This is a genomic window from Modestobacter sp. L9-4, assembly GCF_019112525.1.
In the GTDB taxonomy this organism is placed as follows: Bacteria; Actinomycetota; Actinomycetes; order Mycobacteriales; family Geodermatophilaceae; genus Modestobacter.
The window spans coordinates 1,625,650-1,638,667 of record NZ_CP077800.1; the positions used below are offsets into that span (position 1 = coordinate 1,625,650).

A 13,018-nucleotide genomic window follows, 5' to 3' on the forward strand; every position below is an offset into this window, starting at 1 on the left:
GGTCAGACCTCTCGTTCGACGGAGGTGCCCGAGCCGGCCTGGCCCTGGGTGGCGGGCCGGTCGGTGCCCTCGGCGCCGCGCTCGGCGGGCTGCCGGCCAGCGGGCTCGGGGGCGTCGGGGTGGTGCTGCTCGGCGCCGGCCCGCTCGGCCGGGTTGCCGGCGGAGGCGACCGCGGTGTCGGCGGCCTGCTCGGCCGGCGTCTCCCCCGCCGTCCCGGCCGGGGTCACGTCCGGTGCCGGGGCGTCGTCGGTCTCGGTGCTGCCGTACGGGGGCGCGGACTCGCCGCGCTCGGCGGCCAGCCGGACGCCGACCACCGTCGGGACGCCGACCGAGGGCCCGTCCACCGCGGCCTGCGCGGCGGCGGCGTCCGGGTGCTGGGAGAAGCCGGCGAGCTGGCGGGAGACGCCGCGGAAGTCGGTGAGCGGCGCACCGCGGGTGGGCGGCGGCTTCTCACCCGTCCGCAGCGCGGTGACGAGCGCACGCGCGGACTCGACGTCCTGCTGGTCGTAGAACTCGTAGTCGACGGTGACGACCGGGGCGTGGTCGCAGGCGGCCAGGCACTCGGCGTGCTCGAGGGTGAGCGTGCCGTCGGCGGTGGTCTGGTCGTGGCCGACGCCGAGGTCGGCCGACAGCGCGTCGTAGATCCGCTGCCCACCCAGGACGGCGCAGAGGGTGTTCGTGCAGACGCTGACCAGGTGCTCGCCGGTCGGGTGCCGCTTGAACATCGTGTAGAACGTCGAGACCGCGCTGACCTCGGCCTTCGTCAGCCCGAGCAGCCGGGCGCAGAAGGCGGTGCCCTCCGGGGAGACGTGGCCCTGCACCGACTGGACCAGGTGCAGCATCGGCAGCAGCGCCGACCGCTCCTGCGGGTAGCGGGCCATGAGCTGGCGCGCCTCGGCCTCGGTCTGCGCGGTCAGCGGCGGCAGGTCCGCGACGTGCGCGGTCGGGCCCCCGTCCAGCCCCGTGGTGGCCTCCGCCTCCCGGGACCCGTCGAGTGCGGTCACCTGTCGACACCCCCCATGACCGGGTCGATGGAGGCGATCGCGGCGATGACGTCGGCGATCATGCCGCCCTCGCTCATCGCCGCCGTGGCCTGCAGGTTCACGAAGCTGGGGTCGCGCACGTGCACCCGGAACGGGCGGGTGCCGCCGTCGCTGACCACGTGGTAGCCGAGCTCGCCGCGGGGTGACTCGATGGCCTGGTAGACCTGCCCGGCCGGCACCCGGAAGCCCTCGGTCACCAGCTTGAAGTGGTGGATCAGGGCCTCCATCGACTGGCCCATGATGTGCCGCACGTGGTCCAGGGAGTTGCCCATGCCGTCCGCACCCAGCGACAGCTGGGCGGGCCAGGCGATCTTCTTGTCCTCCACCATCACCGGGCCGGGCTGCAGCCGGTCGACGGCCTGCCCGACGATCTTCAGCGACTCGCCCATCTCGGCCACCCGCACCAGGTAGCGGCCCCAGGCGTCGGCGGTGTCGGCGGTCGGCACCTCGAAGTCGTAGGTCTCGTAGCCGCAGTAGGGCTCGACCTTCCGCAGGTCCCACGGCAGCCCGGCCGAGCGGAGCACCGGGCCGGTGACGCCGAGGGCGAGGCAGCCGGTGACGTCGAGGAAGCCGACGTCCTTGAGGCGCCGCTGCCAGATCGGCTGGCCGGTGAGCAGCCGGTGCATCGCGGCGATCCGCTCCGGCATGACCCGCAGCAGCTCGCGGATGCGGACCTCGACGCCGTCGGGGAGGTCCTGGGCGAGGCCGCCGGGGCGGACGTAGGCGTGGTTCATCCGCAGCCCGGTGATCTCCTCCAGCACGTCGAGCACCAGCTCGCGCTCGCGGAAGCCGTTGGTCATCCCGGTGAGGGCGCCCATCTCCATCCCGAAGGTGGCCAGCCCGACCAGGTGCGAGGCGATCCGGTTGAGCTCCATCACCAGGACGCGGATGGTCTGCGCGCGCTGCGGCACCTCGATGCCCAGCAGCTTCTCCACGGCCAGGCAGTAGGCGGTCTCGTTGAACAGCGGGGCGAGGTAGTCCATCCGCGTGACGAGCGTCGTCCCCTGCGTCCAGGTGCGGTACTCCGTCGTCTTCTCGATGCCGGTGTGCAGGTAGCCGATGACGACGCGGGCCTTGGTGACCGTCTCGCCCTCGAGGTCGAGCACCAGCCGCAGGACGCCGTGGGTCGAGGGGTGCTGCGGGCCCATGTTGACCACGAGCCGCTCGTCCTCGTGCGGGTCGGCGCCGAAGGTCTGGTCCCAGTCGCCGCCGGTGACCGTGTAGACGCGGCCCTCGGTGGTCTGCCGGGAGCCGGCGTACGGATCGCTGGTCGTCGTCACCGGTAGCTCCGGCGCTCGTCGGGCGGCGGGATCTGGGCGCCCTCGAACTCGACCGGGACACCGCCGAGCGGGTAGTCCTTGCGCTGCGGGTGGCCGTCCCAGTCGTCGGGCATCAGGATCCGCGTGAGCGCGGGGTGGCCGTCGAAGACGACGCCGAACATGTCCCAGACCTCCCGCTCGTGCCAGTCCGCGGTCGGGTAGGTGCCGGTGACCGAGGGGACGTGCGGGTCCTCGGCGGTGACCGCCACCTCCAGCCGGATGCGACGCCGGTAGGTCATCGAGGTCAGGTGGTGGACGACGTGGAAGCGCGGCCGGCCGGCGTTCGCGCCCGGGCCACCGGAGTCCAGGTAGTCGACGCACGAGACGCTGCTGCACAGCTCGAAGCGCAGGGACTCGTCGTCCCGCAGGGCGCGGACCAGGGTGAGCAGGTGCTCGCGGACGACGAAATAGGTGATCTCGCCGCGGTCGACCAGCACCCGCGGGACCGCCGCGGCCCACGTCTCCTCACCGACGGCGTCGATCAGGGCGTCGGTGACCTCGTCGAACCAGCCGCCGTAGGGCCGGTCGGTGGAGTGCAGTGCGACCGCGCCGCCGGGCTCGACGCGCACCAGGCCGCCGAAGCCGGAGGTGTCGCCGCTGCCGGTGACCCCGAAGGCGCCGCGGCGGAAGCCGTCGGTCATCGCGGCGCCCCGGGCAGCAGGAGGGCGGAGCCGCCGCGCTGCTCGCTGGCGAACTGACCCGTGCGGCCGGCCGCGGCCGCCGCCTCGTAGGCCCGGCGCTTCCCGGCGTCCGCCCGGACGCTGGAGGGCATCTCCAGGTGCAGGTCGGGCGCGGTGCCGTCGGCGCGGGCGGCGGCCTGCTGCGCGGCACGCTTGGCGCCCAGCGGCTCGTGCTGGATCTTCAGGTGCAGCTTGAGGATGGCGTCGGTGAGCATCTCCGGGCGCGGTGGGCAGCCGGGCAGGTACATGTCCACCGGGACGACGTGGTCGACGCCCTGGACGATCGCGTAGTTGTTGAACATGCCGCCGGAGCTGGCGCAGACGCCCATCGCGATCACCCAGCGGGGCTCGGGCATCTGGTCGTAGATCTGGCGCAGGACCGGCGCCATCTTCTGGCTGACCCGCCCGGCGACGATCATCAGGTCGGCCTGGCGTGGAGAGGCGCGGAAGACCTCCATGCCGAAGCGGGCCAGGTCGTAGCGGCCGGCGCCGGAGGCCATCATCTCGATGGCGCAGCAGGCCAGGCCGAAGGTGGCCGGCCACAGCGAGGACTTGCGGGTCCAGTTGACCAGCTTCTCCACGCTGGTCAGCAGGACGCCGGACGGCAGCTTCTCCTCGAGTCCCATGGTCAGCTCACTCCCACTCGAGCCCGCCGCGGCGCCACACGTAGGCGTAGGCGACGAAGACGGTGGCGATGAAGACGGCCATCTCGACCAGGCCGAAGACGCCGAGGGAGTCGTTGGCGACGGCCCAGGGGTAGAGGAAGACGATCTCGATGTCGAAGACGATGAACAACATCGCGGTCAGGTAGTACTTGACCGGGAAGCGGCCGCCGGTGAGCGGCTGGTCCACCGGCTCGATGCCGCACTCGTAGGCCTCGAGCTTGGCGCGGTTGTACCGGCGCGGGCCGATGAACGGCGCGGCTGTCACGGAGAACAGCGCGAAGGCGGCGGCCAGGGCGAACAGGCCGACGAGCGGGACGTAGTTCGACAGCATCAGCCGCGCTCCCCGACCACGGGGGTCGGCCGCGGACGAGCCGCGGGCCGACCGCCGCGGGGTGCGCACTCCGTTGTGCAGACCACCGGACGACCTCTCCTCCGCACCCGGCGGACCGGGTGCGGCGCTTGTGAACTACTTCACAAAGTCGAGCGATCGGAGCCTATCGCCGCCGGAGTCCGGGACACCAGCCCCTTCGTGACACATTTCACAATTGGGTGGTGCTGGCCTGCTACGCTGGCGGTTCGGTCTCAGCCGGACACCCCGCCCGGAGCCGGTGGGGGCGCGATCGGGTCGGTCGGGCTCGGCATCGGCACCGGTGCCGGGGACGGCGGCGCGACTGGGTCCACGGGCGACGGGGACGGCGAGGGCGGCTGGGGCACGGGCGACGGCGGGAACGTCATGGCCGGCAGCGTGCACCCGGGCGCTGCCCGACGGGCCCCTCCCGGGCGCCGTCCGCTCAGGGCGTGATCGCGGCGGGCCGGGTGATCACCTCGCGCTGGTGGTGGTCTCCCGCGCCGGGAGACCACCACCAGCCCGGGCTGATCACCCCGCGCCGATGCCGCCCAGGCGCGACGGGACGCCGCCGAGGGTGAGGCCCGTCCGGCGGCGCGGGGAGCAGCCGCCGGACGGCGGACTCAGCGCTTGGTGCCGCGGTGCAGCGCGACGACGCCGCCGGTCAGGTTGCGCCACTCGACGCCGGACCAGCCGGCCTCCTGCAGCCACCCCGCCAGCTCCACCTGCGCCGGCCAGGCCCGGATCGACTCCGCCAGGTAGACGTAGGCCTCGGGGTTGCTGCTCACCGCCCGGGCGATCGCCGGCAGCGCCCGCATCAGGTACTCGGTGTAGACGGTGCGGAACGGCGCCCACACCGGGCTGGAGAACTCGCAGACCACCAGCGTGCCGCCGGGCCGGGTGACCCGGGAGAACTCGCGCAGCGCGGCGACCGGGTCGGCCACGTTGCGCAGCCCGAAGGAGATCACGACACCGTCGACGCTCTCGTCGGCCAGCGGCAGCGCCATCGCGTCACCGGCGACCTTGGGCACGTCCCGCGACGCGCCGGCCCACAGCATGCCCTGGGAGAAGTCGCAGGCGATCGCGTGCACCCCGCCGGCGGCGAGCTCGACGGTGGAGACCGCCGTCCCGGCCGCGACGTCGAGCACGGTGGCGCCGGGACGGGCGCCCAGCGCCTCGCGGGTGGCCCGCCGCCAGCCGGCGTCCAGGCCACCGGAGAGCACGGTGTTCGTCACGTCGTACCGGCCGGCGACCCGGTCGAACATCGCGGCCACGTCCGCCGGGCGCTTGTCCAGCCCCGCCCGCACGCCCGCTGCCTCTGTCCGTCCACCGGTCGCCACGTCGGCGACGCTACCCGGGGGCCTCCTACCCTGGAGCGGTGACCACGACCGCCGCGAGCACCGCTGCGGTGACCACGACCCCGCTCGGCGCCCGCCGCACCCCGCTGCTGTCGCTGCTGCCCGCCGACGGGGCGCTGGCCTGGGTGCGCCGCGGCGAGGGCCTGGTCGGCTGGGGCGAGGCCGACCGCCTCGAGGTCACCGGTCCGCAGGCCCTCGAGGAGGCCGCGGCGTGGTGGGCCGAGCGCTGCGCCCGCACCGCGGTGACCGACCCCCTCGGCGTCCCCGGGTCCGGGCCGGTCGTCTTCGGCTCGATCGCCTTCGACCCGGCGGCCGGGACGTCGGTGTTCGTCGTCCCCGAGGTCGTGGTGGGCCGCCGCGGCGGGTCGACCTGGGTCACGGTCACCGGCGAGGACCCCGACGCGGTCGTGGAGACCTCCGAGCAGCACGCCGCCACCTCCATCGGCGGGCTCGCCTACGCCGACGGCGCCCTGGACCCCGTCGCCTGGTGCGGCGCGGTCGCGGCCGCCGTGGCCCGGATCGAGGCCGGCGAGCTGGACAAGGTGGTGCTCGCCCGCGACCTGCTGGTCTCCGCCGACCGTCCGCTGGACCCCCGCCGGCTGCTGCTGCGGCTGGCCGAGCGCTTCCCCGACACCTGGACCTTCGCCGTCGACGGGCTGCTCGGCGCGACGCCGGAGCTGCTGCTGCGCCGCACCGGCCGCGACATCGACTCCCGCGTGCTGGCCGGCACCGCCCCGCGCGGCGCCGGTGCCGCGGACGACCGGCTCGCCGCCGGCCTGGAGGACTCCGCCAAGGACCACGCCGAGCACGCCTACGCCGTCGACTCCCTCGCCGACGCGCTGCGCCCCTTCGTCGAGCAGCTGCACGTCCCCGAGCGCCCGTCGGTGCTCACGCTGCCCAACGTGCGGCACCTGGCCAGCGACGTGCGCGGCCGCCAGCGGGACGGCGACACCACCGGCCTGCTCGAGCTGGTCGGCGCCGTGCACCCGACCGCGGCGGTCTGCGGCAGCCCGACGCCGGTCGCCGCCCGGGTCATCGGCGAGCTGGAGGGCATGGACCGCGGTCGCTACGCCGGCCCCGTCGGCTGGCTGGACTCCCGCGGCGACGGCGAGTTCGGCCTGGCCCTGCGCTGCGCCCAGCTGACCGGCGCCGACGGTGGCCGGCAGGCGCGGCTGTTCGCCGGGTGCGGCATCGTCGCCGGCTCCGACCCGATCGCCGAGCTGGCCGAGACCCAGGCCAAGCTCGCCGCGTTCCAGGCGGCGCTGGAGGACTGACCCTCCCCCGCAGGAGGGGCCCGGCCCGCCCGGGGCTGCAGGACCGCCCCCGCGGTGCCGACTCCTCCCCGGACGACACCTGTCGACCGGGAGGACACCGCACCATGGGCACCACCACGGCCACCACCCGCGGACGGGCGACCGTCGGCGGCTGGCTGCTGGCCGCGACCGCCCTCATCGCGACCGCGGCCTTCCTGCCCGAGTCCGTGCTGACCGAGACGAGCTACCTGCTGGTCAGCTCCGGCGCGGCCGCGGCCGCCTGGCTCGGCGCACGGCGCCACGGTCCGGCCGGCGGCGCACGCTGGCTGGCCGTCGCCCTGACCCTGAACGCCGTCGGCGACCTCGTGTGGCAGGTGCAGGACTGGCTGACCGGCTCCACCCCGGACGTGTCCGTGGCCGACGTCGCCTACCTGGGCAGCTACGTCGCCCTGGGCGCCGCCCTGCTGGGGCACACCGGGGCCGGCACGACCACCGCCCGGGACCGGCTGCACGCCGCACTGGACTCCGCGGCCGTGCTGATCGCCGCCCTGCTGGTGATCTGGCAGGCCTCGATCGGCACGACCCTGGCCGACGACTCCCTCCCGCTGGTCAGCAAGGTCGTGCTCGCCGCCTACCCCGTGCTGGACGTGCTCGCCGTCGGGCTGGTGGTCCGCGCGGTGGTGCTGCGCGCCCGGCTGGACCTGCAGTCGGTGCTGCTGGCCGCGGGCGCCGCCGCCTGGACCGCCTCCGACCTGAGCTGGCTGCTGCTCGCCTCCGCCGACGAGATCGGCGACTGGCTCAGCGCCGGCTGGCTGGCCGGCGCGGTCGCCCTGGCCGCCGCCGCCTGGACGGCCCGCCCGGTGCCCCAGCCGGTCCTCTCCCCCGACGCGGTGATCGGCTCGTGGCGGATCACCGCGGCGTTCCTGCCGCTGCTCGTGCCCGGGGTCATCGAGTTCGACGCGTGGGTCAAGGGCATCGACGTCGACCCGCTCCCGGGGCTGCTCGCCACCCTGTCGCTCACCGCACTCGTCGTCGTCCGCGCCCAGCGGCTGCTGGTGGAGTCGACCCGGTCCCGCTCGGAGGTCCGGTCGCTGGCCCGCCGCTACGAGGCGCTGGCCGTCAACTCCTCCGACGCCGTGGCCGTGGTCGACCCCGACGGCGTCCTCACCTCGGACTCCTCCTCGCTGGCCGAGCTGCTGGGCCGGCCCGGCCTGGCCGGGCTGTCGCTGCCGGTGCTGCTGAGCGGCGTGGGCGTCGACCCCGCCGACGTGCACGCGGTGCTGGCCCAGGCGACCGCCCGGCCGGGTGAGCCGGTCGAGCTGGAGCTGCGCGGCGGGCACCCCACCGCCGGCGTCGTCTGGCTGGGCGGGCGCGCCGTCGACCTGCGCGCCGACCCCGATGTGGAGGGCATCGCCGTCAGCGTCTACGACATCACGGCCCGCAAGCTGGCCGAGGCCGAGCTCGCCCACCAGGCCTTCTACGACGGCCTGACCGGGCTGGCCAACCGCGCGCTGTTCCTCGACCACACCGAGCAGGCACTGCGCCGGGCCGGCCGCACCGGCAGCCCGCCGATCGTGCTGTGCCTGGACCTCGACGGCTTCAAGGACGTCAACGACAGCCTCGGCCACCTGGCCGGCGACGAGCTGCTGTGCACGGTCTCCCAGCGACTGCGGGACGTCGTGCGGGCCGCGGACACCGTCGCCCGCCTGGGCGGGGACGAGTTCGCCGTCCTCGTCGACGACACCCAGGGCGGACTGCCGTCGGCCACCGCGCTGGCGCAGCGGCTGCTGGAGGTCATCGCCGAGCCGATCGAGCTCGGCGGGCACCGCGTGCGCGTGGCCGCCAGCATCGGCATCGTCGTCGCCGCGGCCGAGGCGACCCCGCTGTCGATGTTCCAGGACGCCGACATCGCCATGTACCGGGCCAAGGCCGCCGGCCGCGCCCAGTCCGTGGTGTTCGACCCCGGCATGCGCGCGGCCGCCCTGCAGCGGATCGAGCTCGAGCGCGAGCTCGCCGGCGCGCTGTCGGCCGGCCAGCTGCGGCTGACCTACCAGCCCGTGGTCGACCTGCAGACCGAGTGCGTCATCGGCTTCGAGGCGTTGCTGCGCTGGACCCACCCCACCCTGGGTGCGATCGGGCCGGACCGGTTCGTCCCGATCGCCGAGGACTCCGGGCACATCGTGCCGATCGGACGCTGGGTGCTGGCCGAGGCCACCCGCACCGCCGCCCGCTGGCAGCGCACGCACCCCTCCGCGACACCGCTGTCCATGGCGGTCAACGTCTCCGCCCGCCAGCTGGCCGACGGCTCGCTGCTGGCCGACGTCGCCGAGGTGCTGGCCACGAGCGGCATCGCGCCGTCCTCGCTGGTCCTGGAGGTGACCGAGACGGCGCTGGTCACCGACCCGGACGCCGTGGCGGAGCAGCTGCTCGCGCTGCGCGGCCTGGGCGTGCGGCTCGCGCTGGACGACTTCGGCACCGGCTACTCCTCGCTGAGCTACCTGCGCCAGTTCCCGGTCGACGTGCTCAAGATCGACCGCTCCTTCGTCGACCTGCTCGACGGCTCGGCCGAGGACGCCGCGATCGTGCACGGCCTGGTGCAGCTGGGCCGCACCCTGCAGCTGGAGGTCGTCGCCGAGGGCGTGGAGACCGTCGCCCAGCGCGACCGGCTGCGGGCCGAGCGCTGCCAGCTCGCCCAGGGCTGGCTCTTCGCCCCCGCGCTGGAGACCGACGAGGCCGAGCGGCTGCTCATGTCCCGCGCGGTGCCGGTCCTCGGCCCGCTGACGCAGAGCTGAGGGGCCTCAGCCCAGCGCCGCGACCGCGGCCTCCCGCAGCCGCGTGCCCAGCGCCGCCTCCGCGGCGGCGTCGGTGCGGACGACGACCACCCGCGGGCCACCGGCGCCCAGTGCGGCCACCAGCTGCGCGGGGTCGCTGACCGCGGTCGCCGCCCAGCCCAGCGCGCGGGCCACCGCCACCAGGTCCCGGCCGTGCGGGGTGCCGAAGACCCGGCGGTAGTTCACCGCGTGCTGCGGCTGGCCCGGCTCGAGCGTGCCGAAGATGCCGCCGCCGTCGTTGTCCGGCACCACCACGGTCAGGTCGGGCCGCTGCTCCCCCGACCCGGTCAGCAGGCCGGTCAGGTCGTGCAGGAACGTCAGGTCGCCCATCAGCGCGAACGCCGGCCCGCCACCGGCGCCCTGGTGCGCCAGCGCCGCGCCCACCGCGGTGGAGATCGTGCCGTCGATGCCGGCCACCCCGCGGTTGGCCAGCACGGTCAGCCCCGGCCGCGGCACGGCGAGCCGGTCGACGTCGCGGACCGGGGTGGACGAGCCGAGCACCAGCAGCGCCCCCGCGGGCAGGGTGGCCACCAGGTCGCGGGCCAGCCGGGCGGCGGTCAGCCCCCGGCCGGGGACGTCGTCGAGCTGGGCGTCGACCGCCCGGCCCACCCGCTGCGCCGCCGCCGACCACTCCGCGGCCCAGCCGCCGGCACCGGAGCCCGCGAGGGGACGCCGGCCCGGGTCGCGCAGCGCCAGCCCCGGGTCGAGCTGGGCGCTGCCCACGACCGCCGTGCGCCGGACCGGGTCGGCCCAGCGCGGCGACGGCGCGTAGGTCTCCACCACCACGTCGGGGTCGGCCAGCAGCGCGTTGACCGGCCGGGACAGCGTGGGGCGCCCCACCACGACCACCCGGTCGGGGCGGTGCGCGGCCAGCCAGTCCCCGGCACCGAGCAGCAGCGCCGGCCCGCGCAGGGCACCGGCGGCGCCCCAGGCGCCGCTGCTGGGCTCGGCGAGCACCGGCCAGCCCCGCTGGTCGGCCACGACCGCGGCCGCCCGGCCGACCGCCGTCGGGGCGTCCCCGGCCACCATCAGCGTCCGGCTGCCCGCGGCCGGGTCGGCGCCGGTGAACGGCACGCTGCGCGGCCCGCCGGCGCCGGCCGCCACGGTCCACGGCCCGCCGTCCGGGCGGCCGGCGAACTCGCCCCCCGGCGACGCGAACCGGGAGTCCGGGCCGGCGTCGTCGGGCATCAGCGGCTCGCGCAGCGCCAGGTTGAGGTGCACCGGACCCGGGTCGCCGGACAGGTCGCCGCGCGCGACCAGCAGCGCCCGCGCCACCACCGAGCGCCAGTACCGGTTCTGTGCGTCCTCCCGGCCGACCTCCGGCACGCCCACGTCGCTCGCCCAGCGCACCGCACCGCCGTACAGCCCGACCTGGTCGATCGTCTGGTTGGCGCCCGTGCCGCGCAGCTCCGGCGGCCGGTCGGCGGTCAGCGCCAACAGCGGCACGCCGCTCTCGTCGGCCTCCAGCACCGCGGCGTGCAGGTGCGCGGTCGCCGTCCCGGAGGTGGTGAGCACCGGGACCGGGCGGCCGCTGGACTTCGCCAGCCCGAGCGCGAGGAAGGACGCCGTCCGCTCGTCGATCCGCACGTGCAGCCGGAGCAGCCCGGCGGTCTCGGCCTCGGCCAGCGCGACCGCCACCGGCGCCGAGCGCGAGCCCGGGGACAGCACGGCGTCGGTGACCCCGCCGCGGACCAGTTCGTCGACGAGGACGCGGGCGAAGGCGGTGGCCGGGTTCACGCGCGCACCGCCGCGAGCCGGTCGAGCCAGCGCTGCGTGGTGTCCTCGTCCGCCGCCGTCTCGTCCAGCCGGTCGGGGGCCACGGGGCGCACGGGCAGTGCACCGTCGACCGGCAGGAGCGGGGTGGTCGAGACGTCGTCGGTGAACAGCGCCACGGTCGCCAGCCCGCAGGCGAAGGGCAGCTCCGGCAGCGCGGCGGCCAGCGCGACGCCGGCGGCGATGCCCACCGAGCTCTCCAGCGCCGAGGACACGACGCAGGGCAGGCCGTGCGCCTCGGCGACCTCCAGCGCGGCCCGCACGCCGCCGAGCGGCTGCACCTTGAGGACGACGACGTCGGCGGCCCCGCGCAGGTCGACCCGCCGCGGGTCGGCGGCCCGGCGCACCACCTCGTCGGCGGCGATCCGCACGTCGACCCGGCGGCGCAGCTGCGCGAGCTCCTCGACCGTGGCGCACGGCTGCTCGACGTACTCCAGCCCGACCCGGTCGAGGGCGGTGATCCGGGCGACCGCGGTGTCGACGTCCCAGGCGGTGTTCGCGTCGACCCGGATCGCGCCGTCGGGGCCGAGCGCGTCGCGGACCGCCTCGACCCGGGCCTCGTCCTCAGCAGCGTCCTGCCCGGGCTCGGCGACCTTGACCTTCGCGGTGCGGCAGCCGGACGCGGTGACGATCGCGTGCGCCCGCTCCGGGCCCACCGCGGGCACGGTCACGTTCACCGGCACGCTGCTGCGCAGCGGCGCCGGCCAGCCCCGGACGGCGGCCTCGTGCGCGGCGGCCCACCACCGGCGGCTCTCGGCGACGTCGTAGTCCCAGAACGGGGAGAACTCGCCCCAGCCGGCCGGCCCGCGCAGCAGCACACCGTCGCGGACGTCGATGCCGCGGAAGCGGGTGCGCAGCGGCACCCGGTAGACGTGGGACTCCAGCGGGACGGGATCGGGAGCCACGGGAGACAGCCTAGGCGCGCCACGTGCGGCGTCCCGGTGGCGTGCGCCGGTGCCGTGCGGTGGCTTGCCCTACCGTTCTCCCCGGCCGCCCGTGGCCAGCTGCGGGCATGATCGCTGCGGTCCCGTGCACGTCGAAACCCCCGGAGGTCGCTGTGGCAGCTCGGACGGAGCACCCGCCCACCGCGGACCGGTCGCCGCGGTACCCCGGCGGCCCGGTGCGGTGCGGGGTGCGCGGCTGCGGCTGCGAGGACCCCCGCGTGCTGCGCAACGCGGCCAACGCCGTCACCGTCCTGCGCACGCTGACCTCGCTCGGCCTGGTCATCGGCGCGGCCGCCGCGCACTCCTGGCCGCTGCTGCTGGCCGCCTACCTCACCTACTGGGTCGGCGACTCCGCCGACGGCAACATCGCGCGGTTCCAGCACCAGGAGACCCGCTTCGGCGCCTACTTCGACGTGGTGTGCGACCGGGTCAACTGCATCAGCTGCGCCCTGGTGTTCCTGCAGTTCGTCGACGCGCCCTGGCCGATCGCGGTCTTCCTCTTCCAGTTCGTGGTCATCGACCTGCCGCTGACGCTGCTGCCCATGCGCTGGCCGGTGCTGTCCCCGAACTACTTCTACCTGATCGACAAGCTCGCCTACACGCTCAACTGGCACGTGGTCGCCAAGGTCACCAACACGACCCTGCTGATCACCCTGCTGGTGCTGCTGCCCGACCAGCAGTGGGTCGCCCTCGTCGCCGCCTCCACCGTGCTGGTGATCAAGCTCTGGTCGCTGGGCCGGGTGCTGCGGCTCACCGTGCCCAAGGACACCCCGCACGTGCCGCAGGGGATGCTCGCCGGTGTCTGA

General features: G+C 75.5%; 10 protein-coding genes and 1 pseudogene. 3 read left to right on the forward strand and 8 right to left on the reverse strand.

Annotated features, from left to right (window positions below; translation table 11 throughout):
* Window positions 1–2 precede the first annotated feature (2 nt).
* From nuoE to KUM42_RS07600, 6 genes and pseudogenes are all read right to left on the reverse strand, one after another.
* Complete coding sequence (gene nuoE, locus KUM42_RS07575) at window positions 3–1,004, reverse strand: NADH-quinone oxidoreductase subunit NuoE (RefSeq protein ID WP_304610761.1); 1,002 nt, start codon at window positions 1,002–1,004, stop codon at window positions 3–5.
* Complete coding sequence (locus KUM42_RS07580) at window positions 1,001–2,323, reverse strand: NADH-quinone oxidoreductase subunit D (RefSeq protein ID WP_237496157.1); 1,323 nt, start codon at window positions 2,321–2,323, stop codon at window positions 1,001–1,003. Before KUM42_RS07580 ends, nuoE begins: the two co-directional genes overlap by 4 nt.
* Complete coding sequence (locus tag KUM42_RS07585; RefSeq protein WP_237496158.1) at window positions 2,320–3,003, reverse strand: NADH-quinone oxidoreductase subunit C; 684 nt, start codon at window positions 3,001–3,003, stop codon at window positions 2,320–2,322. Before KUM42_RS07585 ends, KUM42_RS07580 begins: the two co-directional genes overlap by 4 nt.
* A gap of 161 nt (window positions 3,004–3,164) precedes the next feature.
* A pseudogene (locus KUM42_RS07590) lies at window positions 3,165–3,668 on the reverse strand (NADH-quinone oxidoreductase subunit B family protein); the annotation flags it as partial.
* Window positions 3,669–3,675: 7 nt separating this feature from the next.
* Window positions 3,676–4,038 (reverse strand): NADH-quinone oxidoreductase subunit A, encoded by a 363-nt coding sequence (locus tag KUM42_RS07595; RefSeq protein ID WP_370629344.1) that lies wholly within the window; start codon window positions 4,036–4,038, stop codon window positions 3,676–3,678.
* Window positions 4,039–4,676: 638 nt separating this feature from the next.
* Window positions 4,677–5,393 (reverse strand): demethylmenaquinone methyltransferase, encoded by a 717-nt coding sequence (locus tag KUM42_RS07600; protein WP_237496159.1) that lies wholly within the window; start codon window positions 5,391–5,393, stop codon window positions 4,677–4,679.
* A 38-nt stretch (window positions 5,394–5,431) separates the two neighbouring features.
* On the opposite strand from KUM42_RS07600, the gene KUM42_RS07605 reads away from it, so the two are divergent.
* Together KUM42_RS07605 and KUM42_RS07610 are read left to right on the forward strand one after the other, a co-directional pair.
* Window positions 5,432–6,685 (forward strand): isochorismate synthase MenF, encoded by a 1,254-nt coding sequence (locus KUM42_RS07605; RefSeq protein ID WP_237496160.1) that lies wholly within the window; start codon window positions 5,432–5,434, stop codon window positions 6,683–6,685.
* A 104-nt stretch (window positions 6,686–6,789) separates the two neighbouring features.
* Entirely contained in the window at window positions 6,790–9,456 is a 2,667-nt protein-coding gene (locus KUM42_RS07610; RefSeq protein ID WP_237496161.1) for a bifunctional diguanylate cyclase/phosphodiesterase, read from the forward strand.
* A 6-nt stretch (window positions 9,457–9,462) separates the two neighbouring features.
* On the opposite strand, the gene menD is transcribed toward KUM42_RS07610, so the two are convergent.
* Window positions 9,463–11,232, reverse strand: coding sequence for a 2-succinyl-5-enolpyruvyl-6-hydroxy-3-cyclohexene-1-carboxylic-acid synthase (gene menD / locus KUM42_RS07615; RefSeq protein ID WP_237496162.1), 1,770 nt, complete (start codon window positions 11,230–11,232; stop codon window positions 9,463–9,465).
* Window positions 11,229–12,173 carry an o-succinylbenzoate synthase gene (locus KUM42_RS07620; RefSeq protein WP_237496163.1) on the reverse strand — a complete coding sequence of 315 codons (945 nt, stop codon included), beginning with the start codon at window positions 12,171–12,173 and terminating at the stop codon, window positions 11,229–11,231. The genes menD and KUM42_RS07620 overlap by 4 nt, the downstream gene beginning before the upstream one ends.
* Window positions 12,174–12,325: 152 nt before the next feature.
* Between KUM42_RS07620 and KUM42_RS07625 the strand changes: the two genes are divergently transcribed.
* Complete coding sequence (locus KUM42_RS07625) at window positions 12,326–13,018, forward strand: CDP-alcohol phosphatidyltransferase family protein (protein WP_237496164.1); 693 nt, start codon at window positions 12,326–12,328, stop codon at window positions 13,016–13,018.